General features: G+C 33.5%; 17 protein-coding genes. 3 read left to right on the top strand and 14 right to left on the bottom strand.

Features of this window, described 5'->3' with window-relative positions; genetic code table 11:
• Positions 1-73 precede the first annotated feature (73 nt).
• The gene (locus EDD66_RS03215) at positions 74-1,012 is read left to right on the top strand and encodes an alpha/beta fold hydrolase (protein WP_123608124.1); all 939 of its coding nucleotides are present in this window, start codon (positions 74-76) and stop codon (positions 1,010-1,012) included.
• Positions 1,013-1,120: 108 nt separating this feature from the next.
• On the opposite strand, the gene EDD66_RS18350 is transcribed toward EDD66_RS03215, so the two are convergent.
• From EDD66_RS18350 to EDD66_RS18630, 13 genes are all read right to left on the bottom strand, one after another.
• Positions 1,121-1,267: a hypothetical protein gene (locus EDD66_RS18350; RefSeq protein ID WP_170164231.1), complete on the bottom strand. Its 147-nt coding sequence runs from the start codon at positions 1,265-1,267 to the stop codon at positions 1,121-1,123.
• Between the two features lie 173 nt (positions 1,268-1,440).
• Positions 1,441-2,796, bottom strand: coding sequence for a hemolysin family protein (locus EDD66_RS03210; protein WP_123608123.1), 1,356 nt, complete (start codon positions 2,794-2,796; stop codon positions 1,441-1,443).
• Between the two features lie 51 nt (positions 2,797-2,847).
• Positions 2,848-4,275 carry a putative glycoside hydrolase gene (locus EDD66_RS03205; protein WP_123608122.1) on the bottom strand — a complete coding sequence of 476 codons (1,428 nt, stop codon included), beginning with the start codon at positions 4,273-4,275 and terminating at the stop codon, positions 2,848-2,850.
• A gap of 337 nt (positions 4,276-4,612) precedes the next feature.
• Positions 4,613-5,116, bottom strand: a complete 504-nt coding sequence (locus EDD66_RS03195; protein WP_123608120.1) for an SEC-C metal-binding domain-containing protein — start codon at positions 5,114-5,116, stop codon at positions 4,613-4,615.
• 786 nt (positions 5,117-5,902) lie between these two features.
• Entirely contained in the window at positions 5,903-6,811 is a 909-nt protein-coding gene (locus EDD66_RS03190; protein ID WP_123608119.1) for an AraC family transcriptional regulator, read from the bottom strand.
• A gap of 122 nt (positions 6,812-6,933) precedes the next feature.
• On the bottom strand, positions 6,934-7,488 hold the full coding sequence (locus EDD66_RS03185; protein WP_123608118.1) for a hypothetical protein: 555 nt from the start codon (positions 7,486-7,488) through the stop codon (positions 6,934-6,936).
• A gap of 115 nt (positions 7,489-7,603) precedes the next feature.
• The gene (locus EDD66_RS03180) at positions 7,604-8,116 is read right to left on the bottom strand and encodes a dihydrofolate reductase family protein (protein WP_123608117.1); all 513 of its coding nucleotides are present in this window, start codon (positions 8,114-8,116) and stop codon (positions 7,604-7,606) included.
• A 52-nt stretch (positions 8,117-8,168) separates the two neighbouring features.
• On the bottom strand, positions 8,169-8,963 hold the full coding sequence (locus EDD66_RS03175) for a hypothetical protein (RefSeq protein ID WP_123608116.1): 795 nt from the start codon (positions 8,961-8,963) through the stop codon (positions 8,169-8,171).
• Positions 8,964-9,107: 144 nt separating this feature from the next.
• On the bottom strand, positions 9,108-9,677 hold the full coding sequence (locus EDD66_RS03170) for a hypothetical protein (protein WP_123608115.1): 570 nt from the start codon (positions 9,675-9,677) through the stop codon (positions 9,108-9,110).
• A gap of 450 nt (positions 9,678-10,127) precedes the next feature.
• The gene (locus EDD66_RS03165; protein ID WP_123608114.1) at positions 10,128-10,442 is read right to left on the bottom strand and encodes a hypothetical protein; all 315 of its coding nucleotides are present in this window, start codon (positions 10,440-10,442) and stop codon (positions 10,128-10,130) included.
• An 11-nt stretch (positions 10,443-10,453) separates the two neighbouring features.
• Positions 10,454-13,774: a cellulose binding domain-containing protein gene (locus EDD66_RS03160; RefSeq protein WP_123608113.1), complete on the bottom strand. Its 3,321-nt coding sequence runs from the start codon at positions 13,772-13,774 to the stop codon at positions 10,454-10,456.
• Positions 13,775-14,599: 825 nt separating this feature from the next.
• Positions 14,600-15,124 (bottom strand): DinB family protein, encoded by a 525-nt coding sequence (locus tag EDD66_RS03155; protein WP_170164230.1) that lies wholly within the window; start codon positions 15,122-15,124, stop codon positions 14,600-14,602.
• 329 nt (positions 15,125-15,453) lie between these two features.
• A complete protein-coding gene (locus EDD66_RS18630) occupies positions 15,454-16,467 on the bottom strand; it encodes a carbohydrate-binding protein (RefSeq protein WP_123608112.1) in 1,014 nt (337 codons plus the stop codon).
• Between the two features lie 333 nt (positions 16,468-16,800).
• Here EDD66_RS18630 and EDD66_RS03145 point away from each other — a divergent pair, with 333 nt between their 5' ends.
• Both EDD66_RS03145 and EDD66_RS03140 read left to right on the top strand, forming a co-directional pair.
• The gene (locus EDD66_RS03145) at positions 16,801-16,986 is read left to right on the top strand and encodes a hypothetical protein (protein ID WP_123608111.1); all 186 of its coding nucleotides are present in this window, start codon (positions 16,801-16,803) and stop codon (positions 16,984-16,986) included.
• A gap of 18 nt (positions 16,987-17,004) precedes the next feature.
• Positions 17,005-17,253 (top strand): spore coat protein, encoded by a 249-nt coding sequence (locus EDD66_RS03140; RefSeq protein ID WP_123608110.1) that lies wholly within the window; start codon positions 17,005-17,007, stop codon positions 17,251-17,253.
• Positions 17,254-17,343: 90 nt separating this feature from the next.
• Here the strand turns inward: EDD66_RS03140 and EDD66_RS03135 are convergent, their stop codons facing one another.
• Positions 17,344-18,729, bottom strand: coding sequence for a M48 family metallopeptidase (locus tag EDD66_RS03135; RefSeq protein WP_123608109.1), 1,386 nt, complete (start codon positions 18,727-18,729; stop codon positions 17,344-17,346).
• Positions 18,730-18,869 lie beyond the last annotated feature (140 nt).

Raw genomic sequence — 18,869 nt, 5'->3', positions numbered from 1 at the left:
TATTTGACTATATAAGTAATTCTTATTATAATTGAATTATATATGCCATAACATAATATTTTAGGAGGGTACCATGAATTATAGAAAAACTTGTTCCAGTTTTAAAAGCAGTAATAAAGTGAATGATATAGCATATTACATTTATGAACCACTATGTGATATAAGAGGTATCCTTCAAATCTCTCATGGTATGTGCGAATACATAGAGCGATACGAAGAGTTTATTGATTATATGGCATCTCAAGGGATACTGGTCTGTGGAAATGATCATTTAGGACATGGAAATAGTATTCGTTCAGAAGATGACCTGGGTTATTTTGCACCTGAGAATGGTTGGAAACACCTGGTGAAAGATTTAAAATGTCTTACTGACCTGGTAAAAGAAAAATATCCCTTTGTACCCTATTTTATCTTGGGACACAGTATGGGTTCCTTCCTTTTAAGAGCTTATATCATGGAATATGGTTCTGAATTAAGGGGAGTGATTATAAGTGGTACAGGCGGACCAAATCCATTAGCCGGATTTGGAGAGTATCTGTCCAAATTTATGATTAAGAGGAAAGGTCAAAGATATCGGAGTAAATTATTTAATAAAATATTCTTTCATGGTTTTAATAAAGGAATCCGGGAAGATTTATCAACATTTTCCTGGTTGACTCACGATACATCCATTGTTACTCAATACACAAATAATTTAAAATGCAATTATATCTTTACCCTTAATGGTTTTCATAATTTAATTAAAGTCCAGAGACTTACCACTAACAGAGCCTGGGCCAATAGCATTCCTAAAGATATCCCTAAGTTGATAATATCCGGTGACAAGGACCCGGTAGGCAATTGGGGCAAAGGTATAAACTACACTTATAATAGCCTGTTAAAAGCCAACGTCGTCGATGTGACCCTGAAATTATATAAAGATGGAAGACATGAAATGCTTAATGAAATCAACCGTTATGAAGTTTATGATGATATATGGAAATGGATGAAGCAATATATATCACCACTTTGATCCAGGTAAAAGAAAAACTCTTCTCCAAATAAATTGTTTCATACTGTAAAACAATTTATTTGGAGAAGAGTTTTTCTTACATATTAACTTTACTGTAGTTTTAAATCTTTATCTTTTTTGATTTATATTTCCAATTGCTTCTGCTCTCACATTATGTCCCTGATTTTGATTTTCTACTTTATTTTTCACCGTTGTGTTATTAAATTTATCCTGTTCTTTTTTCTGCTGCAGTTTTTCCTTTTTTTCTTTATTCAAATAAATCACCTCTGTATTAGTATGATTTATATTTTAAAAAGTATGTATATCATTTTCTTACTATATCGAAAAGGAAATAATACAAAAATCTATGCTCTCCCTATAATTCACTGTTTGAAGGGAGAGCATAGATCTTATTGTAGTTAATTATTATTATGGATATCTTATTTCAACTAATCTTCGGATTCTTCATCATCCTCAGATTCTGTCTTCTTTTTATCTTCAATTGTTAATTGAATTCGTTCAATACGCTTATCTTTAATTTCTTCTATTTTAAATGTCAAATTATCAATATTTACAACCCGGTTATCTCCTTCATCAGGTATGATACCTATCATATCGATCAATAACCCGGAAATAGTGTCATGATTTTCAGATACAATGTCTAAATCCAGCTCATCATTAAGGTCAGCAATTGTTACCAGACCATTTAAAAGAAAAGATTTACTGTCTAGTTTTTCGATATAAGGTTCTTCTTCGTCACCTGTATCATCAATTGATCCCATGACTTCTTCCACTAAATCTTCTACTGTTACTATACCGGCAAAACCGCCATATTCATCAATCAGTACAGCAATATATTGTTTTGACTCCTGTAATTCTTTAAAGAGTTCATCTATATTCTTACTCTCAGGAACAAAATATGGTTTATGAAGAATGGACTTAATATTAACCTTTTCAAATCCAACCTTTCTTGCTTCCACGATAAAATCCTTCACATATAAAATACCAATAATATTATCGATTTCATCATCATAAACTGGTATTCTTGAATGTCTGGTTTCCAGTAATTCATCAATATAATCTGCAACTGGCTCATTTATATCTATGGCATATACATTCGTTCTGGAAGTCATAATTTCCCTTGCTAATTTATCATCAAATTCAAAAATTGATTCTATCATGCTCTTTTCGTATTCATTGAATACTCCATTCTCTTGACCAGTTTCAATTAATGAACGTATCTCTTCTTCAGATACTCGCTCTTCTAAATCTTCATTATGCATTCCTAATAATTTTAATACAATACTTGTTGATATCGATAAAAACTTTACAAATGGTGAGGCAATTTTAGAAAAAACGTGAACAGGCTTAACAATTGCCAAGCTGATACCTTCTGATTTCTGTAATGCAACTCTCTTTGGAACCAATTCTCCAAATACCAACGTAAAATAGGATAATATAATGGTTACAACAATAAGTGAAATCTGACTTGCATATGGTATATGTAACTTTAAGAATAAAGCACCTAAAGGTTTTGATATACCAGTAGCAGCGGATGCACTGGCAAAGAAGCTGGATAACGTAATCGCTACTTGAATGGTTGATAAAAATTTCGTTGGCTCTTTTAACAAACGCTGTAACATCTTAGCCTTTTTATTATTATCATCTGCCATCATATTGATCTTGTTTTTATTGACTGATACAATTGCCATCTCAGCAGCTGCGAAGAAAGCATTCACCGCTGTTAAGCAAAGAAGCAATACTAATTGCATTAAAATATTATTCCCGACCGGGTCTGAATCCATTGTAAAAATCCTCCTAATAAATATATTTAAGATATGTTACCATATTTTTATCTATTTGACAAGTTCTAGCCCACTCTTCGTATAATTATTACTTCCATTCCATAAAATCCATTCTTCATAACCGGCATCATAAACCGCTTTAATTTGTTCTTTAATTTCTTTTCCATTATATGATTTATGATTTTTTAACCAGGATGCAGTAAAATCCTGAAGCCAAGGCCTTACAATTGCCCTGCCCTCTTCCTGTGGAATATTACTTAAAGCACTCTTAGATGCTTCCATGGATTTTAATATTAATTTATATGGCTCTAAATCAGGATATGGAATACCATAGGATCCATCTGCATAATGAGAAGGATATACCATTGGAGATATGTAATCCAGATGTTTTGACATTTCTACATAGTTTTGACCGACTATCTTTGCATCAATTTCGCTATCTATAATCGCACCGTAGACATCTGCTGAAATATAGGCACCTAAAGGTCTTAGGGTTTCACTTGCATATTTTGTAAATTCCGCTATAATTTCAAGCTTTGATTTATTCTTTGCTTCTTTTCCAAAATTGACAGTCTTCATACCTTTATCGGTAGAAAAACGAATATAATCAAACTGTATTTCGTCAAATCCTAAATTCACAGCTTCCTTACTAACACCCATTAAATAATCCCATACGTCTTTTTTATATGGATTTACCCATGCCAGCCCGGATTTATCACGAAAAATACTACCATTTGCATTCCTGATACTAAGGTCCGGTCTTTTTTCGGCAAGAATAGGATCTTTAAATGCAACAACCCTTCCAATTAGATAAATATCTTTCTCTTTCAGTATCTGAACCAGCTTCTTCATATCACTGATATAATTCCTATTGGCACCAATCTCCTGAACCATTGGCAGCTCCATATTGTAAGTTATCTCACCAGAATCATTCTTAATATCAATGACCATAGTATTTAATTCTGTAGTATCTACAAGATTCACTAATTCATCCAGATATTTGCTGGAACCGGCTTTTGGCCCGGTTACATAGATACCTTTTACTTTAGTCGGTATTCTGGTTGTTTCTTCCACTGATTCGTTTACCGGATCTTCCCTATGTTCTTTTTTTATTTCATTGGCAATCAATTCTCCAACAGTAAGTCTGACTTGATTTGTATCTGTTTCAGCATTCATGGAATCATTCCCAGAATATGATTTATCATCATTTACTTCTAAGCCTATATCTTCATTGGAAAATTCCCCGCTATCTATTAAATCCTGATTTCCTTTATCATTATTATTTCCCGTTGATAAATCTTGATTCGTTTCTGTATTATCTTTTTGCTCACTCATAGTTATTTTTGTTTTTTCTTTTCCCTCTATGAAAGGCTTTGTAATTAAAAATAAACCATAACCTGCTCCAATAGATACTGCAATAATTAATAAACCAATTAAAAATTTTCCTGGTTTGAATCTATTCTTATTGTCGTTTTTCATTCTATCACCCCATAAACTATTTATCACCCGATTTTAACCTTAAAGTCTTTGTATCCTCTTTTTTCTCCAAATTAATATAAGTTGATAAATAATTTCTTCCTTTGTTTGTATATTTACCTGCCATCTCTTTAATACTTTTTCTCCAGCCCTGGTTCTTTTCATATTGTCACCGTTTCCATCCAGTTTAATAAACCTCCTTTTACTCCTATAAAATATGCTGGAAATCCTATAATAATGTTAACAATAAGATACTTTAATGTCAACGGTGTGAAAGATAAAAAACACGATTGAAACAGAAGTTTCAATCGTGTTTTCATGATATAAAATATCTTAAATTCTATTGATTTATTCCACAACATTTTTTATATTTCTTGCCACTTCCACATGGGCATGGATCATTTCTTCCAACCTTTTTCTCTTTTCTTACTGTTCCGGAAGCTTTTTGTTCGCGATACAACTCTTTTCTTTTTTCTTCTGTAAGAAGGTTGTCCCAGACTTCAAGATTATACAACCAATCTGCCTTTGCTTCAACCATGTTAAAATATAGTTTTTCAAGATCAATATCTAAAGAAACTTTGGTATCAGCTTCCATTTCTTCAATTGGATTAGGCTTTTTTAAACTGTCATTAATGCCGTCCAGAAATCCAACAAAAATCATTAATGTAGTATTATATTCCGCAGCAAGCTTTTCTACCGTACCGGTTACAACTTTAGCAGGGTTGGCAAGAAGTTGCTCATATATTCCTTTTTCAATTGCAAAATAATTATTCCAAAAAAGTTCTTCCGCTTTAGGGTTCTCTTGAGAGTATGCTGTATCTCTCCACTCTTGTAATAAACTCATATTGTCCATCCTTTTGTCTTAATTTCTCTATGGCGTAACCTGCACCATACTTTTTATAGTATATCATAATTACAGTTATTTTCAAGTAGTAAGAATTTTTTACATAATTTGTGTTACAGTCCAGCCATGCAAATCTTCAATAAATTATGATGGAAAAGCTTGCTTTTGTAAGCATAATTTATTGAAGATTTATATGGCGCTCTGACTAAGCGAGAAGCAGCAAAGTGAATTCGAGCTGTATGGCTGGACTGTAACTATTTATAATATTGCACTAAAGACATTGATAATTTTTTAAATATCTTTAAAATATACCGAAATATTCGCAAATATATGTATAAAACATTATAAATTGTTTCATACTATAATTAATCTAATAAATATATTAGATTTTACCAAACGCATATGCTCTAGATACATTGGACCCCCCCTCCAATACAATGAAGCAGAGTACAAAAGAAGAATTAAATACTTATCCTCCCCTTTTAAAGCAGGTTATGACGTAGTGACTCATGACCTGCTTTTTATGTCTTGGAAAGGGTTGATTTTATTGAGGTTATGGCTAATATTCTCTATGGTTCTCAAAGATAATTTAAATTAATTATCTTATTTGCCCCAATACATAAAAAAAGTACGGCAGTTACCGTACTTTCACAAGCCTTATATCTTAAATCAAAATAATGATTTTACATTATATTACAAAATACAAAGTAAGTCAGTATAGAAGAAACCTTCACATTCCTGTAATACGGTGCACCAAATATTAATTACAATAATACAAAATTGTTATCAGTACTTTTCTGATACTGGCAGCCACAATTCCATATAGGAACCTTCAAGTGAACTGTTGTAGTACATTTCAGGAGAATAAACATCCATAGTCAATCCATGTCTTTCAAGCCAAAGTCCACTATATTTTACAGCTTTATTGATGGCTACGGTTACGAGCTGTTCAAAATTTTCTGCTTCAAATCCGCAAACAATATATTCTCTGGCAGGTAGCTCCCATTTAACGAAGCGACTATCTTTTGTTCCCTGGGCTACTTCCGCACCAGCAAAGTAAGTGAAATAGCCTTCAGGTACATTGCCAAGATAAGCAACTCCCAGTTCACGTCCTCCCTTTATCCGAGGAATAAGCTGTTTTTCCTGGTGGAATTTTTCCCATACTTGACCAGGCATATCTACGCCTGTAGCTTCGCCAAGTGGCATTTGCCCCTCAATAGGAATGATACCTGTCACACCCAAAAAAAGAATTGGTTGCAGGTTTTTTTTACGGTTAAACTCCAATACAATCCCATCACTGATAAGTGGGACACCTTCGTCAATCACTGTGTAGTTTAGCAATAAATCGGGCTTATCAAACTGATTAAGCATTACCGGTCGTTCACGATATTCTTCCGGTGTCATTTTATAGGCTTCTTTGAATGCCCTTGTAAATGTTTCGTGGCTTCCAAAGCCGCAATCCAGCGCAATATCTAAAATGCGGTGCTGTTTATTAGCAAGCGATTCACAGGCGTAAGCTAATCGTCGCAGTTTAATGTATTCCCGGACTGGTTTTTTAACAAGCCGAGAGAATAACCTTTGATAATAAAAAAGAGATAATGCCGATTCTTTTGCAAGCTGTTCAATATCAATTTCTTCACTGATATTTGTTTCAATAAAATCCAACGTTTTTTGTATGGCTTCCCATGCGTGCATGATATGCACCTCCTTTAATAGATAGCATATCACTACAACGATTTATTCGCTTGACCTGCTCTGCTCTTAAATATGAATTTGTTGAGCTTTACATTATACTTATTGACTATTCTTCAACTACTTCATCCAACTATCTCAAACGCAAACACACAGGGGTTCTTTATACTTTTTTTGATCCCGGTCACGTCCACGTTTTTGATTTTGAGGTTTATGCCTAATGCAAGCTGAAGCTCATATAAACGTCCACCCGCACATTGCCCAAAATATGCTTCAAGGGACGTTGAAATCCCCTTTTCCAGATGCATTAAGCCGTGCTTGCAGGCGAAACTTATGGTAATGGTTTTAATTTTCTCGTCTAAAACAATGTCATTAGGATTAGATTTATAACCACTTCCTATGGTATTCACAAATATATCAAATCTTTCACTAAGGGGTTTATTACTGTGTTCCGCTGCAAAAGCCTTACGATCCTTATCGAACTTCGTGCCGCGACACGCACCGTTTTGAGCCCATATTGTGAAACATTGCTCCTTAGTAAGACATTCCTCCATGGCGTTTATGAATTTAGTATCCCGTTCGTTCCTATCATTTATAAGCATTATATCTTCAAATACGGGCAGGCAGCTTTCAGGAATATGATTTTTCTTCTTCTTCATTTCATTTAGCATTGTTTTCATCTAAATACACCTCCAAAATAAATATGAATAATTTACAGTTACAGCCTCTAAACTAAATTTAAATATGTATAACCAGACTATAGTGAAGGTAAGGAATTCTGGAAAGTGAAACGAACTATATTTTAGTATAAATTAATTCCGCAAATTGTCCGTATTTTTTTACTTCTTTCAAACAAAATCGCTTCAACACTTCTTTTTGAGAAAATAATGGTATTCCCATCCCTAATAATACTGGGGCAATCTGTATTATCATATTATCCACCATATCATTATCTAACAGAGGGGCTAATATTGTGTTTCCTCCAATAATCCAAACGTTTTTGTCCCTCTCTATTTGTTTCACAAATTCAACAACATCACAATTCATAGGAATAAATCCCCTGACTGATAAGCTTTCGGCATGTGTAAAAACATAATTTTGGGTAGTTGGATAAAGACTGTGGATATTCTCAATATTTTCGATTTCATTAAATGTTCTTTTGCCCATTATAGTAATATTCATGCTTTTATAGAAGCTTTCATAACCAGTTTCTTCTATTTCGCCAGTTTGATAAAGCCAGTCCAGGTTATGGTTTTTGTCAGCAAGATAGCCGTCCATAGTAATGCAGCCATAAAAAAATACACTCATTTTTTTAACCCTCCTTTGATAAATTCTTGCTTATCTGTTACTTTTTAAATGTTCATTTTAGCGGTATGGTTGCTATCAATTCCCGGTATAGCTGCTCCGTACTTTCGCTGTTGCGGAAACTTATATATACATCTTTTTTGTCAGTTCGTTCAATCTTTATTGTAGGAGATGACTTTGATTGAACAAAGAGTACAGTTTCACCAAGGGTATCTGATTTGAAATGTCCTTTCAGGGCTTCTCCCATACCGCCATAACCATTCGTCCTTGCACCAATACCAATATCGCTCATGCTTTTCTCTATAAGAGATATATCAGCAATTTCAGAGAAGTCAATGTTGAATCCATACATAGCTTTTATTTGTATGCTGTTATCAAGTATGCTTGTGACAGGGTCTTTTTCACCATAAAAAAACAACGCACCTACTATAATAAGAATTATTGCAGAAATTGAAGCTATAGCGATAATAACTGCTTTTGGCATCTTTGATTTTGAATCAACAGTTCTATAAGTAACCGATGTGCTTTTGTATTTGTTATAAATCCGATTATATACAACAACTAAGACAACAATGCCGGGAACGCACATAATTCCTAACAAAATAGTACCTATTATAATACTGAAAAGTGACAATATACCTGTTACAGCCATACAAACGGTGTAAATTGCCCACATCAAACCGTTCGCACGGTTATATGAGGAAATATCCCCTATTTCTTCAGGACTTACGGTACTTCCTGACCAAAAGTGCATCGGGTCTTTACGTTTGAACGCCCAAAGAGCGATTACCCCAAAAATCAATGAGCATAGCCAACATATAGCGGCAAATATGATATTCTCAAACGACATTACTGTTGCCTCCTTGCATCTCTAAAAATACAAATAATCCGAACTACAAATTCCTATTTGTCTAAATATCATATAAATAATCTATGGTTCACATTGTTTTTAAAATGACTGCTTATAAATAGAGTACAGATTCATCTCATTTGCTTACCCATTCATTCCATTGTATGGATTTACTTCAAACCACATATCTCCATCAAGACTACCAGCATTCAATTCTGTCACATAACCTTGAGCCCAATTATTTGTGCTTCTTTTATCCAGCCAATTCAAACTGATACATTCAGTTTCATATATAACTGCAAAATAATACTGGCATAATAATTGTCCCGTTTGTATGTAATTTTTTATTTTTAGTATATCATTTTTAATTGCATTTTCTGTTCCAATAGAATTTCCACCATCATATTTCAACTCCATTACGGCAATAACATCAACTATCTTATCACGTAAATATGATTTATCTATAGTAGTATCAATTTGAACAATTGCAATATCTGCAAAATAACGGAGATCTGAGAAATAATATTCTGGATAAATTCTTAAGTTATTTTCTTTAAGTAATTTTTTAAGTTTAGTTCTTAAATGAAAATATAGACTGCATTTTAAACTATCTTCTTTCAATAAATATCCATTATAATAATCATTTACAATTTCGTTTTCCCAAGTTTCTTTAATACCCCTATCAATTTCTTCAATTACATATTTATCTATCATGGTACATCCTCCACCCTATTTTAGGTGTTTTTATCTGCAATTTCTAACATTATGACTTGATTAATTGCTATTATACTACAATATGATTTTTGCATCTACCACACATATCCATAAATCCAATGATAATGAAGAAAAAGATTTTATTTAAAATTGTAAATGGAAAATTTCAAGCCTACCCTGAATGATATCTTTCAATATTACTCAATTACCCAAAAAAAAGATAAAGAAATCCTGTAACACAGCCGACTATGATAGCTTGTTAATGTATCTTCTACTGTACTTGGAATAAACGCTACCAGTGAAGCAAAGATTTGAGGTAAAAACCAGAATTTACACCATTTATAAGAAAACTTCAAACTGACCCGAAATTCCTCCCAAACAAGAAAGCATCAAAAGGATTGTCTCTCCCCTTGACGCCTTCTTGCTCATCAAATACCATGAAATAACCTATTATCTTCTTACTCCTAGCATAAACAAAATACTTCCAAACACAATGTAATAGCTTATGTATATAATAACTCTTACCTTAATTGCAATCCCCTTTCCTATGAGGTTGTCAATATGTCCACATATTGAATTGAGTGGCAAAGTAATAATATATGTAGCAACTAAACTGCTTATTAACACACCCGCTATTATGCTTTGTGTGAGCATTCCAATAATCCAAATTCCCATCATACCCATGAAAATCATAGGTATACTAATTACTAGACTAATCACAAGCAAATACCATTTTTCTTTGAAAATGTTTAGCACCTTATTCATTACTAACCCTCCTATTGTATAATATCTATACTAGAATATTTTAAATTAGAGTCATAGTGCCATAGTTTAATACCATGAACCTTGGTCATTTCATATATCCAATCATTGATAGGAATGGCGTTACCATTCTTATCCTTTGCAATCCACGGTCCAAAGTCCTTCCCTGCGCGAACAAACGTTCCAGATGGATTCGCACCCAATGACTGTCCAACCAGGTCTCCCTTATAATAATAATTATGTAGTTTATCCTTATATTGACGCAAGATATCGTTTTCTAAGGTCTTATATACCAATCTATTATAACCTAGTCCATTGAAAGTAGCTGAATGTATTGGTTCTTTAATATTGGCTTTATTCAGCACCCCTAAAAAGCCTTCATTACTATTATAAACTTTATAAATAACATCCTGTGTTAATCTACCCCCTAATGAATGCCCGCTAATAAAATAATCCCTGTTTTTATTAGCTGCGAGAGATTTATATTCTCCAAATACAACATCTGATTGTGCCGAACTCCAACCTAAACCTAATACAAGGTCAGTTAATGCATCATTAGTTGTGTCCTTTCCAGGTTCTGTACCACGTAAACCATAAATAATAGCATCGTTCTTACCAGGTCTAGAAATTTGTACTACTACACTACCTAAACCACGGTCTCCAAAGTCTCCCCACCAACCAATACCAGACTCATTACTATATATAATCTTGGCATCTCTTATTTCTGCTGCATATTCATTTTCTAAATTTTCAAAAGTAACTCCTGAGTCAATAAGTTCTCCAATTGTTTTGCCAGTCTTATTTGATAAGTTCGAATAACTTAATCCCGCAACTAACGCAAGTGTTCTATCTGTAACATTAAAGCAAATCTTTTCTGGATCTATAGCATCTCCAATACCATCTCCATCACTATCCTTCTTTGTTGGATCACTTAATAACTTATAATAACGAATTGTTTTTACACCATTAAGTATTTGATATACTGGATAAATCTCTTGCCCATCTAATAATCTATCTCCATCTGTATCTGGATTGTACATATTAGTATTTCTATAGGTCCCATTGAATATTCTAATTCTTTGTTCATGATAATCACTTAGACCGTCTTCATCGGTATCCGTTATAAGGTCTACAGTAATATCTTTTATTTTTTCAAATTCTTCTCTTAATCCTTCAGCATTCTCTGAGATAAAATACTCTCCACCTGTGGCTGAACTTATTCTTCTTAATAACATTTCATCAACAGCTGTAAGCCCAACTGTGTGAATGATAACATCATTACTTACTGCCATATTAATAATAGTATTATAATTTCCTGAATCTGTGTCTTCACCATCAGTTAATGCTACAATAATTTTGTAGGCATTATCATCACTTGTTGCAAATTGACTTAAGGCAGTATCTAACCCTCTATGTAGCGCAGTACCCGCATCACTACCATATCCATTATTATTGACAATAGAATCAATCGCTACACATGCTGTTAACTTATTAGTCGTTAGGCTACATAAATTATAAGCGTATTTTGAAAAACTCACTACACCTACTCTATCCTCCACTGCTAAAGAAGAAATGAGCTTTTTAGATACTTCTTTTCTAATATTATTAGCATCATTCCATTCCATACTATATGAACGGTCAATTACAAAAATAATATCTAAGCTCTTAGGTCCTGTTGGAAGCTTAATGTCATTTTTAAAACCTTTTTCAAAATCTGTCTTATTAAGTAGAATATATTTTGAAAAATGATTAATTTTAGTGGTTACACTACCCTCTCTTAAATCAACCTCTTGATTTTCTAATAGAACCATTTCCTGATTTTCTTCATCACAATAATAAATTGCTGGCTCAAACCCTGGTATATCCAAAAACTCTTCATTAAATTTAAAGGTAAGTTCAGCCTCCTCAAAGTTTCCCCCGAGCTTAAATTCATAACCTGCTCCAATATACCCTGGCATTTCTTTAGGTAAATACCAGTTATCACCATTTACTTTACTTATTTCTAGTGTATCAATTAGCTCTCCTGGTAAATCTATTTTAATCGTTGGAACTATATTCTCATCTGTTTCTTCCCTTGATGGGCTTTTAGTTATCTCAAATATTTCATCACCATCTAAAATACCATTTCCATTTGTATCTGGATTAAGTGGATCTACACCTAATTCCATTTCTTTTCCATCTTCAAGACCATCAAAATCTGTATCTCTCTCATCTAATTTAGTACCTAACAAATGCTCTTCATAGTCATCTGATCTATCCAAATCAGTATCTGCTATAAAAGGATTTCCGTTTAATAAATACTCTTGAAGATTATTTAGACCATCTCCATCAAAATCCTCATCTCCGTCAATTACACCATTAAAGTCACTATCTTTTTCTAATGGATTAGTCCCTATAGTATAAAACTCATAACCATCTGGCAATCCATCACCGTCTGTATCTGAATTCTCACTATCAGTCCCAATTTTTTCTTCTAAATAGTTAGTTAATCCATCTTGATCTGTATCTTTGAGATAATCAATTTCCTTTTCTACTTTATGACTAACCTGGCTCAGCCTATACTCTGTTGGTTCGTTATCTACTTTCCCAGGATTACCAGCAAAGCCTAATTTAATTGTTTGACCAGGCTTTATATTTGCATTATACCCTGCATTCTTTATTATGTAATGATTGTCTTCATGTTCTACAATTTCTGCAGTCCAAAATCTTTCTATATTTCTATTAAAATCAAATTCCAGTATCCAATCTTCTATTGTTTCCTCTGTATTATTTGTAATGCTAATTTCTCCATTAAAAGCTTGTCCCCAGTCGCTTGTCACTTTAAACTTGATTGTATAATCAACTTCTTCTACCTCTTGCTTAGCAATAAGTAAATTATAATTTTGTGGTGGTACAATGCTATCCTCCCACTTAGCAGTAAAACCAATACATACATTTTTACCTGGTGCTATATCTTGATTCCACTCTAGGTTTTTTAGAATATAGCTACCATTTTCACGAGACATTATCTGAGCATTCCATATATTACTTATTTCATGAGCAAAGTCAAACTGCAGTGTCCAATTCTCTAACGTCTTTTCCCCTGTATTCGTTAATCTTAATTCTCCGTTGAAATTCCCAGGCCATTTACTATTTACCTTAAACTCTACTTCATAACCATCACCTATGTATTTATTTGGTACAATTTGAATAGCTGCTGGCGTAGTTATTTCATTTTCTAACATCTGTATTTGAAGTAACTCTTTTTCTGTTGTTTGGCCCGCAAAAGTTTGAACTGGTAACATTGACATTATAAGTGTAAATACAAGTAAAAATGATATTATCTTTCTTTTCAATTTTATATCCCCCTTGGCATAAATTGACAAAATAATAGTAACATTTCATTTCGACCCTTGTCAAACATTATTTTCCATTTAATCTTTTTAATATAACATACTGTCGTCATTTGTAAAATTAAAATAGCTAGCTCCTTTCCTACGTAATAATTCTACTTTGTCGTTACATTTAACAATTGATTTGGCATATTTTAAATAGTTCAATTCTATTAAACTTTTTTAAATTCAATTATACAATTATTATCAGCTTCATTATAAGATTCACCATTTTTATTTATATAAGATTATTTTTAATCATTAAAGTTGAATCAACTGAAGAATTTCTATATTGGCCAATATTTTATACTCAGCTATTTTCCCTAGATAATAATCATTAAAAAATTATTAACATATATGGTATTACTTTGAAAATTAAATACTACCTATTTGATACTTTTTGGCAGAACGATACTAGCTATATTGATATCAATTTAATCAATCCATATATCATTATTAATAATTTATATATATTTCATTGGAAATGAAAAACCTATCACCCGAATATTAATAGTTGATAGGTTTATATTTATTTCTATTGTTCTAATTACCAGATATGACTGTCTTTTCGTAAAATCAAACAAAAATTCCTGCAAAAGCAAGTATAAGAAATAACAATGCTGCTCCCGACCATCTTCCGCTTCTAGATAATATCGTCAATGGGCTCTCCTGTCCTTGTGATTTCATAAGAAGTTCAAATACTTTGTGAACTAAATTTTCACCCAAAAACATCCAATTAAAATTTTAAAACAATGCTCATAATCTGACACAAAATCATATATATGAAGGCTATTTCGTACAAGTTGCATATAAGAATCTTCCATAACCTATTTCCGCTACATTTTTCATTAGTTCCCCATTCAACCATAATGCAATGTCCGAAAAACTCCTGCCTTCAAATGGCCATTTGGCATACTGATTAGATAGATAATCTTCGTCCGATAAATTGTTTAATTCAGAGACCCATTTATCATGCAGTAAGTTTATTGTTGCTTTTGCTTTTTCAGCACTTCCCGGCCAAGGAACATCTTCCTTTCTTAATGTGCCATCTCCAAAATTGTAATCCAATGCTGTACTCCACCAATATATAATATGCCACATAGTCCATGCAATATTGGGCGGTCCAATCTCGTAACTTTCAGTCTCAGGCCAATCTATACACCAACTATCTTCCTGCTTGTGCACTTGCAGTCCCGTGGGGCTGAATGCCCATAATACCTCCGTGTCCTCAAGATTGTCTATATGATAAAGATAAAGTTTCCAGCACATGTCTAGCTGGAATAGTATACTCTCTTTTATTTCAGAATTTTTCATAATTGTATTTCTCCTTCTATATCACAAGTTTACTCTGGTTAATATATTAGTATTTCACATTGTCCTATAATAGCTGTTTAATAAACTTAATGCTATTGAATAAACAGGTAGATTCTGTTTCATTAATATACAATTATTGTATCATATCAACTTACAAAAATATAGCAATGAATATTGTTGTAATATTCATTGCTATATCAAAAATCTAATTAATCTACAGTTTCAAATTAAAATAAACCAGCTATTTTTCTTTTCATCTGCTCTGGCATCTAGCAGTAGGTGAGCAGCTAGCCCCTCATTATGCCTTGAGTAGTCAATAAAATAACGACTTAGTTCTTGCCCCCATAGCCCTTATATGTAGCGTAAACTGCATCTGCATATTGATTTGCAAGAATAGGACGGCCATAAGAATCTGTAGCTCCCGGATACCAGTAATCTCCTCCGTTATAGTGCAATAAACCGTTATATATGTTGCCGAATTTAGCAATCTTTTCATCTAAAATCATTGCTCCCATGCATACCTGATCTTGTTCACTGCTGTGATTATAGGCACGGCCAAATTTTGAGCTGAATTGAGATAAATAAGCGTTACGTGTGTTTGGTTCCACCTGCATTAATCCGTCACCGGCTGATGGACTGCCTGGTAATCCTGCTCCAAAGCTGCTTTCTTTCTTGATGACAGCACACAATAATAGAGCAAAATCTCCGCCTTTACCAAACTTATTATCCACATTCATTGTATACGTCCATATGCTGCTTGGAACTTCGGAAGGCTTTGTTACTGAAGGAGTTGGTGAACCGGTATAAATTTTAACCGATGACATTTTATCATTGACAGTGCTGCCAACCCAGGAAGAACTTGAAGTATAGGTCCATTTTGTTCCTCCAAAATTATCATGCTCATATACTTCAACAGTCCATCCGCCAGGAACCTTGAGAGAGGACATCCAGTCATTTGGAATTCCTTTTGCGTTCAGCTGAGACAGTGTATAATTACCTACTCCCAGTGTTATTGCTGTTCCACCATAGTTTATATCTGCATAGAATATCACTCCGTTTGTTGGTGGGGTTGTTGGCGGTGGTGTAGTTCCACCCCCTCCTTTTTCCCATAAAGCCGGAACATTGGATGGCTCCCAACCTACGAGGGAAGTATGTGCCTGGCGGCAAGTATAAGTACTTCCACTATATGTTACTGTATCAGTCACTGCATATGCAGTATTTGGAGCCCATGCTCCTCTGGCAGCCGCGCTTGCAGGTATCCCTGTAAACAAGTTACAGAATAATAAAGCAAGCATTACTACTAATGCCAGTGATTTTGTTAAAGATTTCTTTAAAGAATGCATAGTATATCCCCCTTATCTTATTTGTTTAAAAATTTTTTACAAGTTCTATAAGTTTCCAGATCCGTGATGTTCATCCCAACCATCTTTTTGTTCCTGCTGTTGACCTGGCGGATGAACATGATTTTCCTCCTTATATGGTAATTTTATGCTATTTTTCTTTATATGTCAATAATTTCCTTTGTAAAATTTTACTTTTTATTACTGATTGTGACAAAAATGCTATCGGCCTAGATACATAATTTGTGTGAACAATAAAAAATAGAAATTCAGAATAGGAAATTACAATATTCCCAATAATAGAAATGTAAAAGAATTGAAAGGAGAAAAAATCACATGACAAATTTAAATCAGATGGAATTACAGAACTTAAGGCACTTAATCGGTGCACACGGAACTATAGCTAATAAATTAGATGATATGGCACAACAATGCCAAGATCCTAATATTAGCCAAATGCTAAAAACAGATGCTAATGATGCAAGACAAAGCAAACAGAAACTAATGACATTTTTACAATAAGGAGGTAATTTTTATATTATGACTGAAAAAGATATTATGAATGATTATTTGTCTATGATTAAGGGAAGTTTGACAGGTTATGCCGCAGTCATTTCTGAAACCGACAATCCTCAATTACGCCAAACATTCCAGGAAATGAGGAATATGGATGAACAACGGCAGTATAAAGTTTACCAGACAGCTAAACAAAAGGGATATTATCAACCAGCCCAACCTGCTACTGCTAATGACATAACCTTGATTAAAAATCAATTATCACAAGGATAGTACAAAAAAATTGCCTCTAGTAAATATTTTGAGGCAATTTTTTATTATCTGTTTCTACTATTATAAAGTATAAGGCTAATTTCACTCATCTTATTTTCTTAATAAATCAGCAATTTCTTTATAATTATATTTTACCGCATATAAATAAGCTGTATATTGACTTTCATCCTTGAGGTCTGGATTGGCACCTGCTTCCAGTAGGGCTTTCACTGCTTCGATACTTTCATAAGACACAGCATTCATCAAAGGAGTCCATCCGGTTGAGTCAGCCAAATCAGGGTCAGCACCAGCCAGTATCAAAGTATTTATGATCTCTACATTATTCTGGTATATGGCAAAATCCAAAGCTGTTTCTTCATTATAATTCAATTTACCAGGATCAGCACCGGCTTCTAATAATTTTTGAATCATCTGTATATCAGAATTTTGGGCCGCCCACATTAAGGGTGTCCATCCTTCTATATCTGCTATATCAGGATCAGTACCAGCATTCAATAGCTCATCTACCATTATCTCATCTCCTGCTGCAACCGCATCAATCATATCCATCCCATCCTCATCCGAGGCAGTACTAAAATTGAAGATATCATCTATATATGGAATATTAGCCATTAAATCATCACCAAACAAAAAGCCAACCCCTGCTAAAGAAATTGCGAAGGTCGTAAGTCCTGCCAAAATTTTAATTGCTATCTTAGGTCGTACTGTGACAGAAGCAGGTGAAGGACTGAAAAACTGTTGAATTTCCTCAATCCGTTTGGGTAAAGACGGATGAGTAGAGTTTTTCTCAGCCAACATCACAAAAAGCCCCTTTTCTATGTTCCTTTGCAACAGATATTCGTTTCTGTTAACTCTCTTAAACAGTTTTTTCCCCACTGCCAAAATAGTAAGGCCATTCACTGCTGCTTCTATATTATTAGTATAATTAGCCGCAAACCTGTCACAGGTATATTCACAGCTCCTGGAATAAGCCTTACCAAGAGAAGGAAATAGCATAGCCGGTAAAATAAACATTTGTTTGACTACATGTCTGCGTTTGATATGAGCGAGCTCATGGGCAATAACAAATGATAAAGCTTCTTTATCATCCGTATCGATTAAATCAAATATTTCAGAATATATAACAATCATATTTTTACCAGAAAACTTTGTCGCAAATGCATTTAAAACGCCACCCGATTCAATTACATATACATCAGGAACTTTATGTATTTCCATTGCCCTGCATAGTTTTTCAACCTCTTCATATACCCCAGGCATTTGCTGTGGGCTGATTCGCACACCGTTCAAACGTATTTGTGCCATCATAATTCCATTAGTAAAAGCCAAAATTACTGTAAAAAACACAAGAAAAATAAATGCTTCAATGTTAAATAATATCAGCCCATAAATAATAATGCTTGCAATGAAAGAAAGAATAAAATATTTCTTCTCATCTTTATGAATTAACTGTTTTGTTTTGTCCCTTTGCTCCATGTTATCTCCCTAATCTAGTATATTTAAATTCTTTTAATGACCAAAACCAACAACATGATTATCATTGGATTTTTGGCTCTCTTAAAATATGATTATATCATTGATTTACTTTCCCTTGTATCGGTAATAGTTTACATTCC

Source organism: Mobilisporobacter senegalensis, assembly GCF_003752155.1.
Classification (GTDB): Bacteria; Bacillota; Clostridia; order Lachnospirales; family Lachnospiraceae; genus Mobilisporobacter; species Mobilisporobacter senegalensis.
The sequence above is the reverse complement of the archived record's forward strand: the minus strand, read 5'-3'. Positions and strand labels throughout refer to the sequence as shown.